General features: G+C 54.5%; 35 protein-coding genes. 34 read left to right on the top strand and 1 reads right to left on the bottom strand.

Annotated features, from left to right (window positions below):
* Positions 1-11 precede the first annotated feature (11 nt).
* The 24 genes from NI40_RS07880 (at position 12) to NI40_RS07990 (ending at position 13,154) form a co-directional block, all read left to right on the top strand.
* On the top strand, positions 12-218 hold the full coding sequence (locus tag NI40_RS07880; RefSeq protein WP_039261747.1) for a hypothetical protein: 207 nt from the start codon (positions 12-14) through the stop codon (positions 216-218).
* Positions 208-852: a DUF3164 family protein gene (locus tag NI40_RS07885; RefSeq protein ID WP_039261748.1), complete on the top strand. Its 645-nt coding sequence runs from the start codon at positions 208-210 to the stop codon at positions 850-852. Before NI40_RS07880 ends, NI40_RS07885 begins: the two co-directional genes overlap by 11 nt.
* A gap of 1 nt (position 853) precedes the next feature.
* Positions 854-1,087, top strand: coding sequence for an ANR family transcriptional regulator (locus NI40_RS07890; RefSeq protein WP_039261750.1), 234 nt, complete (start codon positions 854-856; stop codon positions 1,085-1,087).
* A complete protein-coding gene (locus NI40_RS07895) occupies positions 1,077-1,268 on the top strand; it encodes a hypothetical protein (RefSeq protein WP_039261751.1) in 192 nt (63 codons plus the stop codon). Before NI40_RS07890 ends, NI40_RS07895 begins: the two co-directional genes overlap by 11 nt.
* 80 nt (positions 1,269-1,348) lie before the next feature.
* Positions 1,349-2,068: a DUF2786 domain-containing protein gene (locus NI40_RS07900; RefSeq protein ID WP_039261752.1), complete on the top strand. Its 720-nt coding sequence runs from the start codon at positions 1,349-1,351 to the stop codon at positions 2,066-2,068.
* The gene (locus NI40_RS07905) at positions 2,065-2,502 is read left to right on the top strand and encodes a hypothetical protein (protein WP_039261754.1); all 438 of its coding nucleotides are present in this window, start codon (positions 2,065-2,067) and stop codon (positions 2,500-2,502) included. Before NI40_RS07900 ends, NI40_RS07905 begins: the two co-directional genes overlap by 4 nt.
* Positions 2,499-2,759 (top strand): DUF4752 family protein, encoded by a 261-nt coding sequence (locus tag NI40_RS07910; protein ID WP_039261755.1) that lies wholly within the window; start codon positions 2,499-2,501, stop codon positions 2,757-2,759. Before NI40_RS07905 ends, NI40_RS07910 begins: the two co-directional genes overlap by 4 nt.
* A complete protein-coding gene (locus tag NI40_RS24070; protein ID WP_176686745.1) occupies positions 2,756-2,926 on the top strand; it encodes a hypothetical protein in 171 nt (56 codons plus the stop codon). Before NI40_RS07910 ends, NI40_RS24070 begins: the two co-directional genes overlap by 4 nt.
* Positions 2,926-3,300, top strand: a complete 375-nt coding sequence (locus NI40_RS07915; RefSeq protein WP_039262133.1) for a DUF4406 domain-containing protein — start codon at positions 2,926-2,928, stop codon at positions 3,298-3,300. The genes NI40_RS24070 and NI40_RS07915 overlap by 1 nt, the downstream gene beginning before the upstream one ends.
* Positions 3,293-3,508, top strand: coding sequence for a hypothetical protein (locus tag NI40_RS07920; RefSeq protein WP_039261756.1), 216 nt, complete (start codon positions 3,293-3,295; stop codon positions 3,506-3,508). Before NI40_RS07915 ends, NI40_RS07920 begins: the two co-directional genes overlap by 8 nt.
* A gap of 454 nt (positions 3,509-3,962) precedes the next feature.
* On the top strand, positions 3,963-4,439 hold the full coding sequence (locus NI40_RS22615) for a gp16 family protein (RefSeq protein ID WP_071884827.1): 477 nt from the start codon (positions 3,963-3,965) through the stop codon (positions 4,437-4,439).
* On the top strand, positions 4,384-4,818 hold the full coding sequence (locus tag NI40_RS07930) for a Mor transcription activator family protein (RefSeq protein ID WP_039262135.1): 435 nt from the start codon (positions 4,384-4,386) through the stop codon (positions 4,816-4,818). Before NI40_RS22615 ends, NI40_RS07930 begins: the two co-directional genes overlap by 56 nt.
* On the top strand, positions 4,818-5,324 hold the full coding sequence (locus NI40_RS07935; RefSeq protein ID WP_039261760.1) for a hypothetical protein: 507 nt from the start codon (positions 4,818-4,820) through the stop codon (positions 5,322-5,324). The genes NI40_RS07930 and NI40_RS07935 overlap by 1 nt, the downstream gene beginning before the upstream one ends.
* Before the next feature lie 78 nt (positions 5,325-5,402).
* Entirely contained in the window at positions 5,403-6,047 is a 645-nt protein-coding gene (locus NI40_RS07940) for a glycoside hydrolase family 19 protein (RefSeq protein ID WP_039261762.1), read from the top strand.
* Positions 6,044-6,307, top strand: coding sequence for a DUF2644 domain-containing protein (locus tag NI40_RS07945; protein WP_023063181.1), 264 nt, complete (start codon positions 6,044-6,046; stop codon positions 6,305-6,307). Before NI40_RS07940 ends, NI40_RS07945 begins: the two co-directional genes overlap by 4 nt.
* Positions 6,273-6,905 (top strand): OmpH family outer membrane protein, encoded by a 633-nt coding sequence (locus NI40_RS07950; RefSeq protein WP_039262138.1) that lies wholly within the window; start codon positions 6,273-6,275, stop codon positions 6,903-6,905. The genes NI40_RS07945 and NI40_RS07950 overlap by 35 nt, the downstream gene beginning before the upstream one ends.
* An 8-nt stretch (positions 6,906-6,913) precedes the next feature.
* Entirely contained in the window at positions 6,914-7,156 is a 243-nt protein-coding gene (locus NI40_RS07955) for a hypothetical protein (protein ID WP_000171281.1), read from the top strand.
* Positions 7,153-7,437: a hypothetical protein gene (locus NI40_RS07960; protein ID WP_039261765.1), complete on the top strand. Its 285-nt coding sequence runs from the start codon at positions 7,153-7,155 to the stop codon at positions 7,435-7,437. The genes NI40_RS07955 and NI40_RS07960 overlap by 4 nt, the downstream gene beginning before the upstream one ends.
* Position 7,438: 1 nt before the next feature.
* Positions 7,439-7,939 (top strand): DUF1804 family protein, encoded by a 501-nt coding sequence (locus NI40_RS07965; RefSeq protein ID WP_039261767.1) that lies wholly within the window; start codon positions 7,439-7,441, stop codon positions 7,937-7,939.
* A complete protein-coding gene (locus NI40_RS07970) occupies positions 7,932-8,141 on the top strand; it encodes a hypothetical protein (RefSeq protein ID WP_039261769.1) in 210 nt (69 codons plus the stop codon). Before NI40_RS07965 ends, NI40_RS07970 begins: the two co-directional genes overlap by 8 nt.
* 4 nt (positions 8,142-8,145) lie before the next feature.
* Positions 8,146-9,798, top strand: coding sequence for a phage terminase large subunit (gene terL, locus NI40_RS07975; RefSeq protein ID WP_039261770.1), 1,653 nt, complete (start codon positions 8,146-8,148; stop codon positions 9,796-9,798).
* A gap of 2 nt (positions 9,799-9,800) precedes the next feature.
* Complete coding sequence (locus tag NI40_RS07980) at positions 9,801-11,369, top strand: DUF935 domain-containing protein (RefSeq protein WP_039261773.1); 1,569 nt, start codon at positions 9,801-9,803, stop codon at positions 11,367-11,369.
* Positions 11,356-12,615 (top strand): phage head morphogenesis protein, encoded by a 1,260-nt coding sequence (locus tag NI40_RS07985; RefSeq protein ID WP_039261776.1) that lies wholly within the window; start codon positions 11,356-11,358, stop codon positions 12,613-12,615. The genes NI40_RS07980 and NI40_RS07985 overlap by 14 nt, the downstream gene beginning before the upstream one ends.
* Positions 12,612-13,154, top strand: coding sequence for a phage virion morphogenesis protein (locus tag NI40_RS07990; RefSeq protein WP_039261777.1), 543 nt, complete (start codon positions 12,612-12,614; stop codon positions 13,152-13,154). Before NI40_RS07985 ends, NI40_RS07990 begins: the two co-directional genes overlap by 4 nt.
* Positions 13,155-13,264: 110 nt before the next feature.
* Here the strand turns inward: NI40_RS07990 and NI40_RS24260 are convergent, their stop codons facing one another.
* Positions 13,265-13,498, bottom strand: coding sequence for a hypothetical protein (locus tag NI40_RS24260; RefSeq protein WP_233098473.1), 234 nt, complete (start codon positions 13,496-13,498; stop codon positions 13,265-13,267).
* 37 nt (positions 13,499-13,535) lie between these two features.
* Between NI40_RS24260 and NI40_RS08000 the strand changes: the two genes are divergently transcribed.
* From NI40_RS08000 to NI40_RS08045, 10 genes are read left to right on the top strand one after another with little or no spacing between them, the layout of a single operon-like run.
* A complete protein-coding gene (locus tag NI40_RS08000) occupies positions 13,536-14,651 on the top strand; it encodes a phage protease (RefSeq protein WP_039261781.1) in 1,116 nt (371 codons plus the stop codon).
* An 11-nt stretch (positions 14,652-14,662) separates the two neighbouring features.
* On the top strand, positions 14,663-15,055 hold the full coding sequence (locus NI40_RS08005; RefSeq protein ID WP_039261784.1) for a hypothetical protein: 393 nt from the start codon (positions 14,663-14,665) through the stop codon (positions 15,053-15,055).
* A 13-nt stretch (positions 15,056-15,068) separates the two neighbouring features.
* Positions 15,069-15,977, top strand: coding sequence for a Mu-like prophage major head subunit gpT family protein (locus tag NI40_RS08010; RefSeq protein ID WP_039261786.1), 909 nt, complete (start codon positions 15,069-15,071; stop codon positions 15,975-15,977).
* Positions 15,977-16,384: an HI1506-related protein gene (locus NI40_RS08015; protein ID WP_039261788.1), complete on the top strand. Its 408-nt coding sequence runs from the start codon at positions 15,977-15,979 to the stop codon at positions 16,382-16,384. The genes NI40_RS08010 and NI40_RS08015 overlap by 1 nt, the downstream gene beginning before the upstream one ends.
* Before the next feature lie 3 nt (positions 16,385-16,387).
* Positions 16,388-16,816, top strand: coding sequence for a gp436 family protein (locus NI40_RS08020; protein ID WP_021567602.1), 429 nt, complete (start codon positions 16,388-16,390; stop codon positions 16,814-16,816).
* Complete coding sequence (locus NI40_RS08025) at positions 16,816-17,475, top strand: DUF1834 family protein (RefSeq protein WP_039261791.1); 660 nt, start codon at positions 16,816-16,818, stop codon at positions 17,473-17,475. The genes NI40_RS08020 and NI40_RS08025 overlap by 1 nt, the downstream gene beginning before the upstream one ends.
* On the top strand, positions 17,462-17,683 hold the full coding sequence (locus NI40_RS08030; protein ID WP_039261792.1) for a hypothetical protein: 222 nt from the start codon (positions 17,462-17,464) through the stop codon (positions 17,681-17,683). The genes NI40_RS08025 and NI40_RS08030 overlap by 14 nt, the downstream gene beginning before the upstream one ends.
* Complete coding sequence (locus NI40_RS08035; protein ID WP_039261794.1) at positions 17,670-19,088, top strand: phage tail sheath subtilisin-like domain-containing protein; 1,419 nt, start codon at positions 17,670-17,672, stop codon at positions 19,086-19,088. The genes NI40_RS08030 and NI40_RS08035 overlap by 14 nt, the downstream gene beginning before the upstream one ends.
* Before the next feature lie 13 nt (positions 19,089-19,101).
* The gene (locus NI40_RS08040; RefSeq protein ID WP_039261796.1) at positions 19,102-19,476 is read left to right on the top strand and encodes a hypothetical protein; all 375 of its coding nucleotides are present in this window, start codon (positions 19,102-19,104) and stop codon (positions 19,474-19,476) included.
* Positions 19,477-19,869, top strand: coding sequence for a hypothetical protein (locus NI40_RS08045; protein ID WP_039261798.1), 393 nt, complete (start codon positions 19,477-19,479; stop codon positions 19,867-19,869). It begins immediately after the preceding gene.
* Positions 19,870-19,906 lie beyond the last annotated feature (37 nt).

Raw genomic sequence — 19,906 nt, forward strand, 5'->3', positions numbered from 1 at the left:
CAGAGGGATATATGGCAAAGATTGTTATTGAAATAAAAGACAAATCTCGCGGTTTTGAAGTCGGTTGCAGGGTTATCCCTGATGACGGCGACAGCGAGATCGTCAGCAAGGTGGCTGACAAAGTCGGTAAAGGTCTGGCTGGTCACGTGCTGGCAAAGGTTAACGAAGCAGTTAAGAAAGTAGCGCGTCAATTTAAGGAGAGTAAAAATGTCCACTGAAAACAAGCAATTCACTGAAAAAACAGCGCCAGAGGGTTACTGGATTGACGCCAAGGGCGTACTGACCCCTGTCAGTCTGATTAAAGATACCGACCAGATGCGTGACGATCTGGTGCGTAGCATCGTCGAAAAAGCGACGGCCCTGAGTGCTGCACTGGCAGAGTTCAAGCTTAGCGGCTTTTCCGATATCGGAGCCTTTGTTGATATCTCCGCCAGTCAGTACGGCGTCAGCCTGGGCGGTAAAAAAGGTAACGTCACGCTCTACAGCTATGATGGCCGCTATAAGGTTCAGCGTGCCATGCAGGACCGTATCGCATTTGACGAGCGCCTGCAGGCTGCTAAATCGCTGATTGATGAATGTCTGGCAGACTGGACCGAGAATGCCACCCCGGAGATTCGCGCCATTATCACCCGCGCATTCCAGACGGAAAAAGAAGGTGAAGTGAACACCGGTGCGGTTCTGTCATTGCGCCGCCTTGATATTTCAGACGCTCGCTGGGTCAAGGCGATGGAGGCAATCGGCGAGGCCGTTCAGGTTGTCGGCAGCCGCTCTTATATCCGTGTTTATGAGCGCGTTGGTGAAAGCGATCAGTATCGCGCCATTCCTCTCGATATCGCTGGCGTGGGGGTGTGAGATGGCCACTCTCTTTGATCGTGTTAAAGCGGGCAAGCCTCTCAGCCCCTTCATGTTGTATGCAATCAGAGCTGTCATTGCCGAACAGAACGGCGAGTTTCAGCGGGCAGCGGATTCATGGAAGCAGGCATTCAGTCTGGCAAAAATGGAGGTGAACTCCATTTATGCGGCTTCGCGTATGGAGTTCTGCCGCCACGCCGCGCATCGCGGCTGGGGAGTACCATATGAAAGCTAAAGAATTCAATGCCCTTTACCCTAAAGGCAGTTCATTTATCTACCAGCCAGCCACTGGTTTACGCGGTGGCCGTGTAGTCAGAACGGTAGATTTGGCAAATGACCTTTATAAGGTCACGGTCGTGGAAATAAATCAGGAGCCTTATTTCGCGAATATTGAATCGCTGAAACTCGTGAACTGATTTTAACCGTAATTTAAATCACTTTTAAAAATGGCGTAAACCCGCAGGGGCTGGCTTACGCCAAATTCAGGAGTTGAACAATGGAAAATAAAGAGAAATACATCCAGAGAATTAAAAAGCTGCTCGCGATGGCGCGTAATAACTCCAGCGCCGAAGAAGCCGCACTTGCCCTCCGCCGCGCTCAGCGCCTGATGGAAACCCACAAGCTGACTGAGGCTGATGCTGATCTGATGGATATCAATGAAGCTTCTACCCAGAAGGCCCCCTCTCATGCTGAGAAGATGCCGGAATATATGGCAATACTGGCAGAGATGGTCGCCCGCGTTTTTGGTGTGAAGTTTTATACCAGCCATGGCACTGAGCAGTGGGGCAAGCCAGCAAAACGCACCATACACTATTACGGCCCCGACGAACGCCCTCAGATAGCGGCATATTCATTCGAAGTTCTGGGTAAGCAACTGGCGAAAGCCCGCCGTGATTACCTCTCCACATTACGCAAGAACATCAAACAAGCCACCAAAGTTGCCCGCGCAGATACCTTCTGCTCCGCCTGGGTCAACGGTGCTTATGCCGTTGTCAGTGATTTCGCCGTTACGGAGGCGGAGACAACACTGATGGAGTGCTACCGCAGCCGGAAATTAAGCGAAGGCATGAAAAAGCTGGAACCGCGCAAACCCGGCAAAGCCAGGGGAACGGATAAGGCTGAAAGCGAGGGATATCTGGCTGGCCGCAATGCGCAGCTGCACCACGCGGTAAGCAATTCAGCTAATAAATGCGAACATATCGGAGCAACAAAATGAAAACCTCATATCAACTGGAAACCACACCAGTCAAAGAACTGGTGCGGGCTGGTCACGAATTCGCAGCGGCAATGGGTGCTGATATCCCCTTAATCGAGATCGCAAAGCTGGTCAGTCGACTGGCTACGGCGCTTGATGTCCAGTTCACTCGTGCTAATACGTTGGCATCACTGGCCGTTGAGCCTGTGGCGTTCATCAATGGAGCCAGAGAGCCCGTGCTGTATGGAGAGCATATTGGAATAGCAATCGCGACTGAATTGTATGCCGCCGCGCCAGCACCGGTAGTGCCAGAGGATATCCCCGACAGCGTGTACGAAATCCTATGTCAGGCATGTGGTGGCGGAGAAAAAGCCTGTGATTTCGCAGAGGACATTTGGGACGCGTGCCGCAAGGCTATCGCAGTATCAAATCGTCCACAGGGGAAAACCATATGACCATCACCGAAATTCTTAATACCGGACTCGCTTTCATGGGTTGGCTATTCATCATGGTCCAGGCCGGTAAGTGGTTTACCTCTGTGGTCTTGAAATCCTGGGATAAGCATCGTAAGTCATCACGTCGCCAGAAGGCTGTTGATGAGTTGTACGATGCCTTCGATCTGCAGAGCATTGAGCCTGGTACTACCGTTCGTCTCGCCACAAAGGGTGCTCTGACAATCATGATGTTCCGCTCTGAGGAGGCAGCCAAATGACAAACCGCAAAGCAAGAAGAATGCTGCGCATGCCTTTCAAATTCAGTAACCGTAAAGCGATGACAGGCTGGCCAGCAACGATACCCCAGCCAGGCAACGAGTGGTGCGACAAAAAGAAACGCAGCGCTGCACAGAACCGCTGGAAAAATCATGCGAGGTACCTCTGATGAATATAAATAAACATTCTGAGCGTAAGCCAGTGGTTTTCATTGCCGGGCCAATGACCGGGTATCACAACTTTAACCGCGATGAATTCAACGCTGAGGCTCGCATCCTGGAAGAGCGCGGCTTCACCGTTCTTAACCCGGCCATTCTTCCGGACGGCCTGCAGCATGAGCAGTACCTGCAAATTACATTGTCCATGCTTGAGCAGGCTGATGCTGTTTTCCTCCTAGACGGGTGGGAAAAGAGCACCGGCGCAACCAGGGAGTTTGATCGCGCCTGTGAGCTGGGCCTGCTGTTCCTCTACCAGAACTGGGAAAGCGTGTCGATTGCGGCCTATCGCAAACGCGGCCCGTCAATGGAGGTGGGTCATGCATAGCGTATCCGGTTGTAAGTTCCTGGATAACGGAAACCGCCGAGTCTGGTACTTCCGCGATAACAGTCAGGTTGTCGAGTTGTTGGCGGTGCCGCTTAAGTTGCGCTTCAACTATTACGACGCCAGCAACCGTACAGTTCGCAATAAGGGTACTCAGGCTGATATGAAAAAGGCGATTGAATCTTTCAAGAAACTGCGGGGGATAAAGTGATGGATATAGCTTTAGTCCTCATATTTCTGGCGATGTATTTAACACTTGGCTGGTGTTGGGTATGCATCCTTGTCCGATTAGTGGGATTAGCTAATCTATCCCGCCAGAATTGCTGGTTTGCCTTTCTCTTGTGGCCTTTGAGCATTATCGCGACCGATGCGAACCTGGAGGAAAACGATGAGACATCTCCTGAGAAATCTGACAGCAAAGACGTTTAACCAGCGCTTCCCCGTTGGCTCACAGTTCCATTATTACCTGACGCCCGGTGTATCGGAGCGGGAAATTGTAATAACCCGATCAGCAGCCTGGCATATGCGCAATGGTCGTCTGGTTGTCAGGGTTGAAGGGAAAATCGGTGGTATATCAGTCAGCAAAATGGAACCTTTAAAGTAAGTCATTACAGCAGGCACTTCACAAAGTGCCTGCGATAATGGCAACCAACAGGAGGAATATTATGTCCACGCCAGCAAAACGAGGCCTTATCGGGGCTATTAAAGCGGGTCAGGCATATTTAGGATGGGATGATGTTACTTACCGCAGCGTGTTGTCTCGCTTATGCAACGGTAAAACATCATCCACTAAATGCACCCTCAACGAGCTGCAGGCTGTCAGGGAATATATGCATGATAAGGGCTTTCCTCGCTACTCAGCAAAACACGGTCGACGCCCAAAGGTTGCCAAAACGCGTGAATCAATTCTTGCTAAAATTCATGCATTACTTGCAGATGCAAAACGTCCGTGGAATTATGCCGAGAAAATGTGCGATCATATGTTCCACGTCAAATACATCGAGTGGTTGACGACAGAACAGTTAACCAAACTCATGCAGGCTCTCAGCATTGATGCGAGTCGGCGAAAAAAGCGGGAGCGTAATAATGAATCTGGAACAGGTAACGGAGCTGCTGCCATCAGCAGTGATACAAATAGCTGACCTGATAGGCTTCCCGGCGACCGAGCAGCTTCTTTCTGCTTTTGGTGGTACCACGTTCCCGATAGGTAAAGGCCTCCGCGCTATGGGGGCCAGCCGTGCAGCCCTCCTGCGCGATACTATCGGCGATGAGAAAACTCAATTACTTATCAAGAATTTCGGCGGCGAAGTTCTCTATTTACCGCGCTGTGATCGTGCCCTTCGTGAATTACGTAACCGTCGCTTTCTCGCCGAGTTCGCCGAAGTGCGTGAACAAGGTTCATCCTCTCTTATGGCCATGACCTTTCTTTGCCCTAAGTATGGATTTAGTGATCGCTTTGCGTGGGAACTTCTTGCACAGCAGAAAAACAAAGATTGTAACAGTCAAGGAAAATTATTCTAATGGGCAATGCAATGAGATATATGGCATTTTTCTTGGTGGTATTTAGTACTACTGCAGTAGCAAAAACAGTACCCAATACAAAAGCAGTAGAGACTTATAAAAATCAACTTGAGGAAACCAAGAGAATATTTAATGAAACGCAGAGCACTTTAATGGGTGCAACTGCTGTTTTTGATATGTACAAGAATCTGGGATATCTTACACCTGAAGTTGTTGCAGTGAGTCGTCATTTCCTCCTCCTTGATGAGGATGCGAAAAAATTGTATGGGGAGAATCTTCTTTTAAACCCTACACCTTTTAGCTCTTGCGCTACGTTACCAGCAGCAGCTTACTCATATTGGATGGCAAGGCTATCTTCATTAAAAACTGATAATGTTAAGGCTGTGAATGCGCAGGGTGAATCATACATAAAACAGGGTAAGGAATGTAAATTTGCAATTAACAACCCACCTCCTGCGCATATTGAAGAAAGTGACGATGTAGAGATAATTGATGTTACTCAATAAGCCACTGAACCCCTTCACCTGATTATTCACCTAACCCGATGAAATACTGACGCCATCCCTTTTTAACCGGATGGCGTTATGCTTTTAACACTCCCACAATTTCAGCGAGCAGCAGGCCTTTCGCCAGTGATGGCGCAACGCTGGTTTGAACCATTCAGTAAAGCCACCGCTGAATTCCAGATTAGTACACCCGCCCGGCTTGCCGCCTTTATTGCTCAAACCGGCCATGAAAGCGCGGGTTTCAGTCGGCTCAGTGAAAATCTCTATTATTCAGATGCTGAGCGCGTGGCGCGTATTTTCCGCAGCGACTTCGATCTCAATAAGAATCGTATTATCGAGCCCGGCGAGATTGAATTTGCCCGCCGCTATACCCGTAACCCTGAAAAAATGGCGAATTATGTTTACGCGAATCAGGGTGGTAACGGTAATGAAGCATCAGGCGATGGCTGGCGCTTTCGCGGGCGTGGCCTGATTCAGATTACCCTGCGCAATAATTACGTGCTTTGTGGTAAGGCGCTGGGTCTCGATCTCATCGCTAACCCCGATTTGCTACTGGAGTATGTCAACGCAGCCCGCAGCGCGGCCTGGTACTGGAAGGCTAATGGCTGCAACGAGCTGGCGGACAAAGGCGATTTTCTGGCTGTCACCCGCCGTATCAACCCTCCGGCTGAAGGTCAGGCCGACCGTTTGGCGCGGCTGAATGTCGCTAAGGCGGCGCTATGACGATCTCTCTGCGCGATCTGGTGACGAACCCGGCCACCGGTCGTCTCTCAACGTCAGATACCATCGTTTTTCTGGCCTTCCTGGTCAGTTCCTTCGTGCTGGTCTGGATCACCGTAACCCGTCCCGAAACACCTGGTGAGCTGTATTTCACCTATCTGGGCGCATGGGTGGCACAGAGCCAGGCATCAAAACACATGTCCATCAAACGAGCCAGAGAGGTGCGCGATGTGGGAAGCAGCCCTGAAAATCCTGAAGGTTAGCTGGAAACCGCTGCTCGTCGTCGTGGTGCTGACAGGCTGCGGGATATGGTTCGGCACCTTCATCACAGGCAACAGGCTGGACGCTCAGGCGCTGGCCTTCAGCAAGGAGAAGCAAAGCCTGACTGATGGTTTCAGTGAAAAAGAACGGCAGTGGGATCAGGAGCGGCTCAGTGCTGCGAATCAATATGCAACTGACCTGAAGGCTGCACTTGATAAGCAGAACGCCTGGCAGCAGAAAGCGGATGCGCTGACCCGCGAGCTGGCTGAAAAACAAAAGGCACATGACGAGACTGTTCGCGATCTTAAAAAGAGGCTTAAAGATGCACTTGATAAAGATGGTCCTGGTTATACCGGCATTGGTCCTGGTGGCCTGCAGCTCTTCCGTGAAGCCTTCGGCTACCCCGGAACCGAAAGCCTCCCCGCTGGTCAGCATCTGCCAGCCACCGCCAGCGGCACTTCTGGTCATTCCGGCCAGGCCACAGGCACCGGTGGCGGACTCTCCCCCACGGGAATAGTGTCGTTTTCAGCGGAATACGGCGCATGGTGCCAGCTCCTTGAGGGCAGGCTGCAGGCAATAAACGAGTATTACAGGAAGTGAAAAATATTATGACTCTTGATATGGCCTTTCAGATTGCGCTGGCGCTGGCTGCAACCTTCGGCACCATCTGGATACGTCGTCTGCAAAAAGACATCACCGACCTGGAAAAGGCGGTTGATCGCATCCGGGATGAATACCAGCGCCGTGAGGATGCCAAAAGTAATTACACCGCAATGATGGATGCGATGAGGGAGCTGCGAGCGGCTATCGAGCGCATTGATAACAAACTGGACAGGAAACAGGACAAATGAAAGCCAGACACAAGCGCCGAACCCGTCGCGCGACAATCAGCCAGAGCGAACAGGAAACGCTGAGCCGGATTTCAGCTCAGCTCGACCGCCTGCAGGCTCCCGTCAGCCCGGACATTCTGGGCGGGATTAATGACAAGCTGAGCCGGATTGATGTTCGTCTCACTAACATCAGCGACGATGCCGCTCGCCGTGGTGCCTCTGCCGGTGCGATTACAGGTGGCATCGCGGGCGGCGTCATCACGGTAGCCATTCTGCTCATTCGCGCAAAACTGGAGCTGTGATATGGCGCATCCGCAGGAAACACGGGAAAAACTGCGACGATCTTATATCTTCGGCCAGATGTCGCTCGAAATCGCCTCCGCTCAGGCTGGCGTGGCATTTGCGACAGCTCGCCGCTGGAAGAAGGAAGCACAGGACGCAGGCGATGACTGGGACAAGTTACGCGCCGCTCACCTTATGGCCGGGAATGGTCTTGAGGAGATTGGCCGAGCCATTCTCACCGGGTTAATGACCCAGTATCAGACCACGCTGGAACTGCTGACAACCGAGTCTCAGCTCCCTCCGGGGGAACGCGTCGAGCTTCTGGCAAGCCTTGCCGATGCATTTAACAAAGCCGTCGCAGCCAACAAGAAAATACTGCCGGAGGTGAGTCAGCTGGCGGTGGCGCTGGATGTTATCCAGAAGCTCAGCGCATTTGTCGCCGAGCACTATCCGAAGCATCTGGGCGCGTTCGTGGAAATCCTTGAACCCTTCGGTAAAGAGATGGAGAAGCACTATGGCTGACAAACTTATCCCTGTTAACTCGCGTGTAAGCGTTATGGCAAGCCAGGTGGCTTATGTTGACGCGCCTGAATTCCGTGATGAAGTCAGAGTTCACTTCGTTGATGGTCGTACCGAAGAACTTGAGTTCTCCATGCGTAATGAGAGATGGAACGCCAAGGCCAGGTTTGAAAAGGCGGTTAACGATGCGTTAAACGGGAATTAATCGAGTGGCCAGAACCAATAAATTATCCAGCAAAGATTTTCTTGCCGAACTGGCGGAGCTGTCCGCCAGTCTTCGTCGCACCATTGAAGCCGAAGATGTGGGCTTTGACCCCTCCGCAGCTGCAATTGCTGAACGTCGTGGCCTCGTTGCTGACCCTGTAACGGGGTTTGAATACTTTGTGCAGCATTATTTTCCGCACTATGTCCGCCATGCTGCCCGCAGTGAATTGCATAACTATCTCTATAAGCGCCTGCCTGAAATCATCCAGGCTACGGGAAGCCAGAACGATGCGATAGCGGCTCCGCGTGGTGAAGCCAAATCCACCATCGTAAGTCAGCTTTTTGTCATCTGGTGCATTGTACTGGCGCTCAAGCATTACCCGGTCATCATTATGGACTCCATCGACCAGGCCTATCCGATGCTGGAGGCGATAAAGGCGGAACTGCAGTTTAACCCCCGCCTGCTGATGGACTTCCCTGAAGCGACGGGCGGTGGCCGCGTCTGGCAGGCCGGGACAATCCTCACCCGAAACGACATTAAGGTGCAGGTCGCCGGTAGTGGCAAAAAGCTGCGTGGTCTGCGCCATGGCCCGTATCGTCCTGACCTGGCTGTGCTCGATGATATCGAGAACGATGAGCTGGTGCGTAACCCTGAGCAGCGTGACAAGCTCGATAACTGGCTCAAAAAAACCGTCCTGCCGCTCGGCGGCGCGGGGGCCAAGTTCGATGTGGTGTATATCGGGACAATCCTGCACTACGACTCCGTGCTTTCCCGCACCCTTAAAAATCCGCTATGGACGCGGGCCCGCTTCAAGGCGCTCATCAGCTGGCCGCACAATATGTCGCTGTGGGATAAATGGGAAGAGATCCTGCGCAACAACGACGAAGATGGTCAGATGCTGGCGCAGGCATACTACCGTGAGCATCAGGCTGAGATGGATGAAGGTGCTGTTGTGTCATGGGCTGCGCGTCCGCTTTATGCCCTGATGCTCATCCGTGCCCGTGATGGCCACAGTACCTTTGATGCGGAATATCAGAACGATCCCGTCAGCGGCGAAGATGCGCCATTTACCGGCTGCATTAATTTCTGGGTCAACCGCCTTAACGAGTGGCGCTTCTATGGCGCATGTGACCCGAGCCTGGGTAAACATGGCAACAGCCGTGACCCTTCTGCGTTGCTGGTTGGCGGTTTCAATCGCTATACCGGCATTCTGGACGTTGTTGAAGCGCGTATCCGAAAGCGTGTGCCGGACAAAATTATTTCTGACGTTATCGAGCTGCAGCGGGAATATAACTGCCTCGTCTGGGCGGTCGAGTCCGTCCAGTTCCAGGAGTTCCTGCGCACCGAACTGGTGAAGCGCTCCGCTGCGATGGGTATCCCCGTGCCTGCCAGAGCCGTCACGCCTTCGGTTGATAAGCTCCTGCGCATTGAGTCACTGCAGCCACATATGGCCAACGGCCTGATACGCCTGCACCCTTCGCAGACCACTCTCATCGACCAGCTCCGGCACTTCCCCAAAGCTGACCATGATGACGGGCCTGATGCCCTGCATATGCTCTGGATGCTGGCCGTTTCCGGCGCTGGCAATTTCGAATTTAAAGCTGTTCCCCGCCGTGGCCATAGCGGGGACAGGTTCGGTCCTTCAGGAGGATTTTGATAATGGTTCAGATTCTTGACCAGTATGGTCGCCCGCTTAATAAAGAGGTGCTTAAAGCCCCCCAGACCTCCCGCACGTTCGAGCTACAGCGTGACTGGCCAACTCACCCCTCACGGGGAATGACTATTGCCCGGCTTCCTCGCCTGCTGGAAGCGGCTGAGCGCGGCGACCTGGCGGCTCAGGCTGACCTTTTCGAAGATATGGTTGAGCGGGACGGGCATATCTTTTCTGAAATGGCCAAGCGTAAGAATGCGCTGCTCACTCTGGACTGGAGCATTGAGCCACCGCCGAACGCGACGGCGGAAGAAAAGCAGATCGCCGCGATGGTGGCCAGCTGGTTCGCTGACCTTCAGGAGATGGAAGATATTACCCTGAATGCGGCTGAAGCTATCGGGCATGGCTTTTCCGCTCAGGAGATTGAAAAGTGGGAACTTGACGGCAATCTGTGGCTTCCCGTCAAAATCAAACTGCGTCCGCATCGCTGGTTCTGTACCACGCCGGAAGCCGGGGACGAGGTGCGTCTTAACACCGGCACGCTGGGTGGAGAAGAACTCTGGCCGTTTGGCTGGCTGGTGCATACGCATAACGCCAAGTCAGGCTATATCGCGCAGTCAGGGTTATACCGCGTGCTGGTCTGGCCATATCTGTTTAAAAACTACAGCGTTCGCGATCTCGCTGAGTTCCTGGAAATCTACGGGCTGCCACCGCGCATCGGGTCGTATATGCCCGGAGCCAGCCAGGATGAACAGGATAAACTCATGGAGGCGCTGGTCAGCATCGGTCATAACGCCTCGGGGATCATCCCTGATAACACCAAAATCGAATTTAAGGATGCCGCTGAGGGGCAGTCCGATCCTTTCATGGCGATGATTAACTGGTGTGAACGTACAGCATCAAAGGTCATTCTCGGCGGCACGCTGACGTCACAGGCGGACGGTAAGTCCTCAACACACGCTCTTGGCAATGTGCATAACGAAGTCCGCCACGATCTGCTGACCGCTGATGCCCGCCAGCTGGAAGGGTTTTATCGTGGCTTCATTCGTATGTTACTGGCCATTAATGGTTATAACGTCAGCCCGCGCCGTCAGCCGCGCCTGGTATTTGATACCCGTGAGCTGGAGAGCATTGAAACCTTTGCTAATGGTGTTTCCGCGCTGGTACGCGCCGGGATGGACACTATCCCGACGTCATGGATACACAAAAAGGTTGGCATTCCGGTGCCAAAAGAGAACGAAGCTGTGCTGACGCCGCCTGCTGTTTCCTCTCCGGTAGGGCTGAGCACCACGCCAGTATTCCGCCATTTCGCGGCACTGAGCACCACGGGCGAGGTTGTTGACCCTGCTCAGGATGCGCTGGACAGCGCCACGTCGCCCGGAGAGAGCATCGCGGTGGCCATGGATAAGCTGATTGCGCCGCTGGTCTCGGGCCTGAGCAAGGGGCAAAGCCCTGATGAGGCTCTGGATATCATTGCTGCGAGTTACCCTCAGCTGGATGATACGCAGCTGCAACAGCTGATAAAGCAGGCGCTGTTTGTCAGCGAGGTCTGGGGGCGACTCAATGCCGAAAGCTGATGTTGATCTGGGGTACGCCATCGGGTTAAAGCCCGAAGAAGCGATTGCCTACTTCGAATCGAAGGGCTACGCCACCGGTTTTAACTGGCACGATATTGAGGCCCGCGCCCATGCCACCAGTTTCACCGTGGCGGGCGTCCTTAAACAGGATGTGCTTGAGGATATTCATAAATCGCTTCGCGAGCATATTGCTAACGGCGGCACGCTCCGGGACTTCGAACGGCAGATTACCCCAACGTTGATCCGTAAGGGCTGGCTTGCCGACCGTGCCAGGCTGGTCGCCGATGAGGATGGCGTTCTGGAGGGTAAACAACTCACGCCACGCCGTCTGCGCACCATCTTTGAAACCAATATGCAGGCGGCCTATGGTGCCGGTCGCTATGCGGAGCAGATGGCCAACGCGGAGTTTCGCCCCATATGGGAACGCGTGGCCGTCATGGACATGCACACCCGGCCACTCCACGCCAGACTTAATGGTTTCACAGCCCGCTATGACGATCCTGTGTGGCAGTTTATGTACCCGCCTGACGGATACCACTGCCGCTGCCGCATTCGTGCCCGAACTCAGGCAGATGCAGACCGCATGGGGATTGAGGTCAAATCGTGGGAGCAGGACATTGTTACGGTACAGCAGGCATGGGGACCAAAAGAAACCCGTGACGTTAAGGCGTTACGCTTCAACGGCGAGCTTTACACGCCTGATGCCGGATTCGGGCACAATCCGGGTCAGGGCTGGCTCTCTTCTCTCGGACAGCGCCTTATGGATAAATCTGCAACCACCACGCCCCGGATTGCCTCTCAGGCTATCCATGAAACCCTGTCTGAACCTGCTGTGCTGGATGCCGTCAGCGATGATGTGCGTCGCTGGGTCGACACCGTCAGCGTGCGGCAGAAGACCCGTGGCGACCTGAGGCGCGTTGGCGGTATCCAGCCTGAGCTGCTGAATCGCCTCGAAGAGCGTGGTGTTAACGGTGCGATCACATTAAGCATTCACGAAGAGGATGTCCGGCTGGCTCCGGGCCCGATGTGGTCAGAGCTTCCCGTTCTGCTCCGTCAGCCAGCTGGTGTCTGGCTTGATGATGACGCTCTGGTGTGGCTCCTCTCCGGGCAGAACGGCACCCGCGCCGTACGTGGTGTGCAGTCGGACGATGGCTGGCGTCTGTCGCTTGTAAACGCCGGTGCTACCGTCACCCCTGGCGATGTGTTATCTGAACGCGCGGCGCAGCTGTTGGAGCTGAAATCATGAGCTACGCCATCAGGTATGACATTGGTGACTTTGAGCGCTCACTCGGTGAACTCATTAAAAAGCTGGAAAACCGCGCCCCCCTGATGCGTGAGATGGCCGCTGCCATGGGGGATGCGGTTGAAGAAAACTTTGGGCAACAGGGGCGGCCCGCGTGGATGGGCTGGAGTCCGGCATATGCCCGTCAGCGCCGGGGCGGTAAAATTCTCCAGAAGAGCGGTCGACTGGCGGCGAGTATCACGCAGTACAGCACGAATGATGAGGCGACGGTCGGGACCAATGTGAAATACGCCCGCATCCATCAGGAAGGCGGGGAAATCAGCATTCCGGCCCGCAGCCAGAAAGCCTACTACCGCCAGAACAAGGATGGTTCAGTGGGTAACCGGTTCGTTAAAAAATCCCGCTCCAACTTTGAACAGTGGAACACTATCGGGGCGTATAAAATTAAGATGCCCGCGCGTCCTTTCCTGCATCTCACCGAAGATGACGTGGAGAAGATGGAGAGTACGGCTGAGCAATATCTGAAACGTATTTTAGACTGAGGGCAAATTCGTCCTGTAAGGCGCTGTGACGCGTTCAGTCTGATTGTGCTAGAGTGATTCGGCCAGAAGGTATTCAGACGTTTTTAAAAGCGGTTTAAAAAGGTCTGGGCTCATAAATGCATTACGGGAGCGAGCAACTGGACACATTCAAAGCTTTCCTTGATTATTTCACCCCGCAGCAGTGGGTTTTCATTGGCATCTTTGGGGGCCTGGTTATAAAGGTTGCTGAGTGGTTCACTGACCGATACTTTGCCCGCCGGCATCAGAAGCGTCAGTCTGCTAAACCCGATAAGCCGACAACCAAAGAAAACGATCCTCAGCAATAATCCACTGAACCTCTTCATCTGAACCTCCCCGCAGTGGTGCCGTATCGTCGGCACCATGAAAAAGACACTCATCGCTTCACTCACCCAGGAAATTAACACCGCCACTCCCGGTGTCATCCAGCTATTCCCGGCTGGTGAATTCCGCGCCCGTGATGGCCGTCCGACCGAATGTGCCGCCTGGCTGATGACGCGGGAAATTGCAGAGCGCCTTATTGCCGCAGCTGATGCCCGCGACACCCCCTACGTCCTGGACTACGAACACCAGACCCTTCGGGCCGCTAAAAACGGTCTGCCTGCGCCTGCAGCTGCATTCTTCAAAAAGCTGGAGTGGCGGGACGGTGAAGGTTTGTTCGCCATCGATGTCGAGTGGACAGCCGCAGCGGCTGCGATGGTCGAGGCGAAAGAGTATCGCTTTATTTCACCCGTGTTTTCTTACGACAAAACCGGTCAGGTGATGGAGTTGCTCAACGCCGCGCTGACCAATACACCTGCGGTCGACGGGATGGAGGAAGTGTTACTTGCTGCCGCCTCCCTGATGGCCGCGCATTTAACCACAGAGGGTCAGACCGAAATGGATGAAGAATTTCTCAACGAGCTACTGAGCAACCTGCGCTGGATGCTCAATCTGCCAACCGCTTCAACGAAAGAAGAGATCATGGCTGAGCTACAAAAAATTATCACCATGATTTCCAGTGGTCAGGGGACTGCAGCGGCGTCGGTCAGTCTGCTGGATATCCTGAACCAGAACGCGCAGAGCATCGCCGACCTGTCAGCAAAACTCGACACGCCTGACCCGGCTAAATGGGTTTCGGTGGAGGTCATGCATTCAGCCGTTCAGCAGGCAACAGAGCGCGCCGGTGCGGGTAATACCGCCGCACTCGCCACGCAGCAGGCTGAAGCGTTGATTACGGTTGCCCTCGGCGACGGTCGTCTGCTTCCTGCACAGCAGGAATGGGCTGCATCACTGGCGAAATCCGATCCGGCCAGTCTTACCGCCTTTATCGAAAAATCGCCAAAGATTGCCGCACTGACTACCAGTCAGACTCAGGGGCAACCGCCTGCTGGCCTTCCGTCACGCCCGTCACAGGGTGCTGAAGATGATGTGATTGACCCGGCCATCTGCTCAATGATGGGCAATGACCCGGAAAGCGTCGCGAAATACCTCAAATAAAGGAGAGCGAAATGGATCGTCATACCCCTTATCGCGACGGCCAGCTGTTTGCCGTCCCGGTTGCGGCAGCCACTGAACTCTTTGGCGGCCACATTATTGCGGCCAACGCAGCGGGCTTTGCTGTACCAGGCAGCGCCACGGCGGCCAATACCACCCTCGGCATCTGTGATGGCTGGGTGGATAACTCTGCCGGTGCCGCCGGTGATGCGAGCGTGCTGGTTCGTCGTGGTAAAGCCTGGTTCCTTGCTAACAGCACTGCTGACCCGGTCACGCTGGCGCAGACTGGCAAGGATTGCTACGTGGTGGACAGCCAGACCGTGGCCAAAACCAGTGATACCAACGCCCGTCCGATCGCCGGAAAGGTGCTTGGTCTTGAGAATGATGGCGTCTGGGTTCTGATTTAATAAGGAGAGAACCGTGTTAATTAACGTAAAAAATGTACGTCAGATTTTCATTAATCTGAAAGCGACCTTCCAGAACGCCTTTGATCAGGCTCCGTCCGACTGGCAGAAGATTGCCATGGTGGTGCCGTCGACCGGGAAAGAAAACGACTACAGCTGGCTGAGCCGTTTCCCGAAAATGCGTGAGTGGATTGGCGACAAGGTGGTTAAAGCGCTCGCCGCGTTCAACTACACCATCCGCAACAAAGACTGGGAAGCGACGGTAGAAGTTGAACGTAACGATATCGAAGACGATCAAATCATGGGCTATGCCCTGCAGGCGAAAGGTGCGGGCCAGTCCGCTGCAGAACTGCCTGCCGATATCGTCTTCGCTCTCCTGAGCAAAGGTTTCACCAATCTTTGCTACGACGGTCAGCCCTTCTTTGATACCGACCACCTTTCGGGGGGCAAGTCGGTCTCTAACAAAGGCACGAAAAAGCTTGCCGTTACCTCGCTTGCCGCCGCAAAAGCAAGTTACGGGGCTGCACGAACGGCCATGCGCAGCCTGAAGGATGATGAAGGCGCGTCCCTGAAAATTCGCCCGACCATCCTGGTTGTGCCTCCGGCTCTTGAAGACGATGCCAACTATCTGATGACGGCTGAACGCTTCCCTGACAATACGCCAAACCCATACAAGGGGACGGCTGAAGTTCTGGTTGTGCCGGAGCTGACGTCAGATACCGCCTGGTTCCTTCTGGACACGTCAAAACCCGTGAAGCCCCTGATTTATCAGGAGCGTAAAAAACCGGTCTTTGTCGAGCAGACCGACTACAACGCTGACAACGTCTTTATGCGCAAGAAGTTCATCTTCGGTGCTGAAGCCCGTGCAAATGGTGGCTACGGCTTCTGGCAGATGGCGTATGGCTCCACCGGGGAGGACGCATAATGCCGATTCAAATCACTGCCCGCCGCGATGGCTTTCGCCGTCTCGGCATCGCCCACAGCGCGAATACTGTCACCTGGCCGGATGACCATTTCAGCGACAGCGAACTCCAGATTCTGGAAAACGATCCCAATCTGATTGTGGTTCGTTTGCAGGATGTGCCTGAAAACGCTGGCGACGGCGATGCTGTTTCGGCCCTGACCACCGAGCGTGACGGCCTCAAGGCACGCGTCAGCGAGCTGGAGGCGACGGTTCTGCAGCTCAACCAGGATGGCGACGCGCTTAAGCAGCAGCTTGCCAGTGCAAACGGCACCATCACGGAGCTGGAGACAGTACGTGATGCACTGAGTCAGACGCTGGATGCGCTGCAGGCCGGTTCGGAAAACACGGACAAAAAGGCCAAGGGGTAAGCCATGTACGCGAACCGGGAGGACATGGTCAGGGCGTTTGGTGAGCGTGAGTGCGTGTCGCTCACCGACCGCAACTACACCGGGCAGATTGACGATGATGTGCTGAACGGCGCACTCGTTCAGGCCAGCGCTGAAATCGACGGATATCTCTGCGGTCGCTATCCGGTGCCCTGGGCTGATGAGCCCCGTGTTCTCGTTGGTCGCTGCTGCAACATCGCCCGCTATCTTCTGTGCGGCTCTGAGACCCAGATGACAGCGGAAATCCGCGAGCGGTATGAGGACACCGTTCGTTACCTGGAAAAAGTTGCATCCGGGCGAATCAATCTGGGCCGCACGACGACGGGTGAAGTGGTGAAAAGCGGAACCGGTGCGCGGATGGTGTCAGGTGGTCGCGTCTTCGGGCGTGACCAGACTGGCGGAGGAAGTTTCTGATGGTGATTACGGATATTGAAAAAGCCATCGTGGAGCGCCTTCGCAAAGGTATGGGGCGTATGGCGAAGAACGTGCGCTCCTACGGCGGCGAGCTGGATGGCGAGCCTGCGGAGGTACTGCGCCAGCTGCCTGCCGTCTGGGTGACGTTCGGCGGGGTCCAAAAAACCGAGCCATACAGCACAGCTCGGCAACGGTTTGTCACCCACGGTCGCTTTGTCGTGGTAGTTGGCGAGCGCAGCCTGCGCAGTGAAGAAGCGGCCCGTATGGGTGGGCCGCACGTACAGGAGGTCGGTACGTACATTCTTGTTGCCGCCGTTCGTCGTCTGCTGTCGGGTCAGGATATGGCCGATACGGGTATCAAAATCGACCCGCTCAGCCCCGGTCGCGTGCGCACGCTCTTCAACACCCAGATAGAGTCTCAGGCATTTTCCGTTTTTGCCTGTGAGTTCGACACGAAATGGGTTGAGTCGGCGCTGGAAAACGGGCGCTACCCGCTTACTGATGCGCCTGAAGGCCATGTTGATCATATGTTCCAGATTTATGGCGGTGCCACCACCGACGATGACCCGGCGTGGCTGAGAACCCGACTCAGTTACGATCTTAAGCAGCCTGATAAAGACAATGCAGCAGAGGACATTATCAGTCATGAGCAAAATTAAAGTAAAAGCCGCCAGTGGCTTAAGCGTGCCGCGAGAGGATAATGCGCGTCGCTACATCACCGATGCGGCCCCCCTTGAGGTGGAGAATACCGCTTATTACCAGCGTCAGGTAATGGCCGGTGATCTGATTGTTGTCACGGACAGTGACAAGAACACCAAAAACAAAAACAACGCAGTCAGCACGGAGGTGAACGGTGAGCAGTCCTAATATCAGTTTTGACACTATCGGTACGAACCGCAAGCCGGGTCAGTATATTGAGTTCAACACCCGCCTGGCCGTTCATACCCTGCCGGGTAACACCCAGAAGGTGCTGATGATTGCGCCAATGCTGGCCTCCGGTTCGTCAGCACCGCTTGTCATTCAGTCTGTTTTCTCTGATGAAGAGGCTGCTACGTACTTTGGCCGTGGCTCACTGGCGCATCTGATGGCCACAGCGGCCATCGGTGCCTACCCCTATCTGCAACTGCAGATCGTCGGGGTCAGCGATGCGGCCACTGCAACAGCCGCGACGGGCAAAGTCACCCTGACCGGCACAGCATCATCCAGCGGGAAGCTGAGCGTGACCATTAATGGCACCCGTATTGATGTCGGTATTTCGGCAGCAGATACGGCGGATACCATTGCGGCAGCGTTAACGGAACTGATTACCCAGAAAGACGGGTTGCCAGTGACGGCGACGGCAAACGCGGGGGAAGTGACCCTGACCTGCCGCCATAAAGGGGCGGTTGGTAACGACATTATTGTCTCTTCCGCCGTGACTGCAGCGGGTATCACAGCAGCGGCGACCACTCTTGCAGGCGGCAATGTTGATCCGGATATTACGCCAGCGCTGGCAGCGGCGTTCTCTGCAGGTCATAACATTATTGTTTGCCCGTTCTCCACCCAGGAGGCGATGACGGCACTGCGTAACCATCTGACAAACGTCAGCAATGCGATGGAGCAGCGCGGTGCAATCGGCGTGGGTGGCTGGCGCAAGTCGCTTTCCACCGGCATTGCACTGGCAGCCTCACTGAATGACGGGCGTATTACGCTGGGCTGGCATAGCGGTTCGGTAAAAACTCCGGCGCAGATTGCCGCTGCCTATGCCGCAGTTATCGCCAGTGAAGAAGACCCGTCCCGCCCGCTGAACACCCTTGCGATGAGCACGCTGGATGTGACTGCAGTGGAAAGTCAGCCAGGGAGAACCGAGCAGGAGAACGCCCTGCGCAATGGCCTTACCCCGTTTGAGATTGGCCCCGGTGACAAAGTTCAGATCGTTCGCGCGATCAGCACCTACACCAAAAACGCCCAGGGCGTGGATGATGTGGCCCTGCTGGATATCACCACCATCCGGACGCTGGACTATGTGCGCAAAGCCTGCCGTGAACGCATCGCTCTGCGATTCCCGCGCGACAAGCTCAGCTCAAGGACACCGCCGAAGGTGCGCAGCGAACTGCTTGATGTGCTTTACAAGCTGGAGGAGCTGGAGATTGTCGAGGAGGTGGATGCCAACAAAGACGGTCTTATTGTTGAGCGCGATCTGCAGGATGTTAACCAGTTGAACGGTCGCATTCCTGCGGATGTTGTGAATGGCCTGCACGTCTTTGCCGGTCGAATTGATTTGCTGCTCTGAGGGGTAAACCAGAATGGCTCTTGAAGAATATGTTGGCGCGATCGTCATGGAAGTCGACGGCCAGGAAATTGAAGTGACTGACCTCAAGGAAGATGTGACCACCGGGCGAAAGCTTGTGAAGACGATGAACAAAACGGGCCGCGCCAAAGGTTTCTCCCGTGGCATCGAAGAGATCCAGCTGACCGTTACTGTGGTCATCCCGGAATCCGGCGACCTGGACTGGGGCGGTATTGAAGGTGCGAAAATCACCCAGTATCCACTCAACAGCAGCGGTAAACGTGTTTCTTACCTGGACTGCTTCAGCACTCAGGTCGGGGCTCAGTATACCGTCGATAACGAAGCGAAGCGCGATATCACCATGAATGCACTTCGTCGGGTGGAGGAATAAATGGAAAAGCAGCAGCTTTTATATGGCGTTAAATACGGTGATAAAGTCCATTTTGACTTTGCCGTCAGGCTGCCTGTGGTGAGCGATACCATTGAAGCGCTGCGGGCAACCGATGAAGCCTGCGGCACTACCGAGGGTGCCGCCGCAAACATGTATTACCGCGTTGCGGTAATGGCGTGTGCGATTACTTCCCTCGGAGACGTGCCAAAGGAAGAAATCACGGCGGAGCTGCTCCTTAACGAGCTGAATGATGATGATTTCGATCTCATCGATGCTCAGATTGAAGCCATTAAAAAAAAGCGGATGGATTTGAACAAAAGCTCACCGGCTACCGAACCCTCGTCCTCGCCCTCGGGCGATACGGTATCAGTGAACAACAAATCGGAAGCATGACCCGAACGGAACTCGACGGCTACACCGAAGCACTTGC

Source organism: Enterobacter sp. E20, from assembly GCF_000801755.2.
In the GTDB taxonomy this organism is placed as follows: Bacteria; Pseudomonadota; Gammaproteobacteria; order Enterobacterales; family Enterobacteriaceae; genus Enterobacter; species Enterobacter asburiae_B.

Excerpts from the sequence above, each read along its gene's own strand:
- NI40_RS07880 (WP_039261747.1), top strand. The coding sequence starts at position 12 with ATGGCAAAGATTGTTATTGAAATAAAAGACAAATCTCGCGGTTTTGAA.
- NI40_RS07885 (WP_039261748.1), top strand. The coding sequence starts at position 208 with ATGTCCACTGAAAACAAGCAATTCACTGAAAAAACAGCGCCAGAGGGT.
- NI40_RS07890 (WP_039261750.1), top strand. The coding sequence starts at position 854 with ATGGCCACTCTCTTTGATCGTGTTAAAGCGGGCAAGCCTCTCAGCCCC.
- NI40_RS07895 (WP_039261751.1), top strand. The coding sequence starts at position 1,077 with ATGAAAGCTAAAGAATTCAATGCCCTTTACCCTAAAGGCAGTTCATTT.
- NI40_RS07900 (WP_039261752.1), top strand. The coding sequence starts at position 1,349 with ATGGAAAATAAAGAGAAATACATCCAGAGAATTAAAAAGCTGCTCGCG.
- NI40_RS07905 (WP_039261754.1), top strand. The coding sequence starts at position 2,065 with ATGAAAACCTCATATCAACTGGAAACCACACCAGTCAAAGAACTGGTG.
- NI40_RS07910 (WP_039261755.1), top strand. The coding sequence starts at position 2,499 with ATGACCATCACCGAAATTCTTAATACCGGACTCGCTTTCATGGGTTGG.
- NI40_RS24070 (WP_176686745.1), top strand. The coding sequence starts at position 2,756 with ATGACAAACCGCAAAGCAAGAAGAATGCTGCGCATGCCTTTCAAATTC.
- NI40_RS07915 (WP_039262133.1), top strand. The coding sequence starts at position 2,926 with ATGAATATAAATAAACATTCTGAGCGTAAGCCAGTGGTTTTCATTGCC.
- NI40_RS07920 (WP_039261756.1), top strand. The coding sequence starts at position 3,293 with ATGCATAGCGTATCCGGTTGTAAGTTCCTGGATAACGGAAACCGCCGA.
- NI40_RS22615 (WP_071884827.1), top strand. The coding sequence starts at position 3,963 with ATGTCCACGCCAGCAAAACGAGGCCTTATCGGGGCTATTAAAGCGGGT.
- NI40_RS07930 (WP_039262135.1), top strand. The coding sequence starts at position 4,384 with ATGAATCTGGAACAGGTAACGGAGCTGCTGCCATCAGCAGTGATACAA.
- NI40_RS07935 (WP_039261760.1), top strand. The coding sequence starts at position 4,818 with ATGGGCAATGCAATGAGATATATGGCATTTTTCTTGGTGGTATTTAGT.
- NI40_RS07940 (WP_039261762.1), top strand. The coding sequence starts at position 5,403 with ATGCTTTTAACACTCCCACAATTTCAGCGAGCAGCAGGCCTTTCGCCA.
- NI40_RS07945 (WP_023063181.1), top strand. The coding sequence starts at position 6,044 with ATGACGATCTCTCTGCGCGATCTGGTGACGAACCCGGCCACCGGTCGT.
- NI40_RS07950 (WP_039262138.1), top strand. The coding sequence starts at position 6,273 with ATGTGGGAAGCAGCCCTGAAAATCCTGAAGGTTAGCTGGAAACCGCTG.
- NI40_RS07955 (WP_000171281.1), top strand. The coding sequence starts at position 6,914 with ATGACTCTTGATATGGCCTTTCAGATTGCGCTGGCGCTGGCTGCAACC.
- NI40_RS07960 (WP_039261765.1), top strand. The coding sequence starts at position 7,153 with ATGAAAGCCAGACACAAGCGCCGAACCCGTCGCGCGACAATCAGCCAG.
- NI40_RS07965 (WP_039261767.1), top strand. The coding sequence starts at position 7,439 with ATGGCGCATCCGCAGGAAACACGGGAAAAACTGCGACGATCTTATATC.
- NI40_RS07970 (WP_039261769.1), top strand. The coding sequence starts at position 7,932 with ATGGCTGACAAACTTATCCCTGTTAACTCGCGTGTAAGCGTTATGGCA.
- NI40_RS07980 (WP_039261773.1), top strand. The coding sequence starts at position 9,801 with ATGGTTCAGATTCTTGACCAGTATGGTCGCCCGCTTAATAAAGAGGTG.
- NI40_RS07985 (WP_039261776.1), top strand. The coding sequence starts at position 11,356 with ATGCCGAAAGCTGATGTTGATCTGGGGTACGCCATCGGGTTAAAGCCC.
- NI40_RS07990 (WP_039261777.1), top strand. The coding sequence starts at position 12,612 with ATGAGCTACGCCATCAGGTATGACATTGGTGACTTTGAGCGCTCACTC.
- NI40_RS24260 (WP_233098473.1), bottom strand. The coding sequence starts at position 13,498 with ATGAAGAGGTTCAGTGGATTATTGCTGAGGATCGTTTTCTTTGGTTGT.
- NI40_RS08000 (WP_039261781.1), top strand. The coding sequence starts at position 13,536 with ATGAAAAAGACACTCATCGCTTCACTCACCCAGGAAATTAACACCGCC.
- NI40_RS08005 (WP_039261784.1), top strand. The coding sequence starts at position 14,663 with ATGGATCGTCATACCCCTTATCGCGACGGCCAGCTGTTTGCCGTCCCG.
- NI40_RS08015 (WP_039261788.1), top strand. The coding sequence starts at position 15,977 with ATGCCGATTCAAATCACTGCCCGCCGCGATGGCTTTCGCCGTCTCGGC.
- NI40_RS08020 (WP_021567602.1), top strand. The coding sequence starts at position 16,388 with ATGTACGCGAACCGGGAGGACATGGTCAGGGCGTTTGGTGAGCGTGAG.
- NI40_RS08025 (WP_039261791.1), top strand. The coding sequence starts at position 16,816 with ATGGTGATTACGGATATTGAAAAAGCCATCGTGGAGCGCCTTCGCAAA.
- NI40_RS08030 (WP_039261792.1), top strand. The coding sequence starts at position 17,462 with ATGAGCAAAATTAAAGTAAAAGCCGCCAGTGGCTTAAGCGTGCCGCGA.
- NI40_RS08040 (WP_039261796.1), top strand. The coding sequence starts at position 19,102 with ATGGCTCTTGAAGAATATGTTGGCGCGATCGTCATGGAAGTCGACGGC.
- NI40_RS08045 (WP_039261798.1), top strand. The coding sequence starts at position 19,477 with ATGGAAAAGCAGCAGCTTTTATATGGCGTTAAATACGGTGATAAAGTC.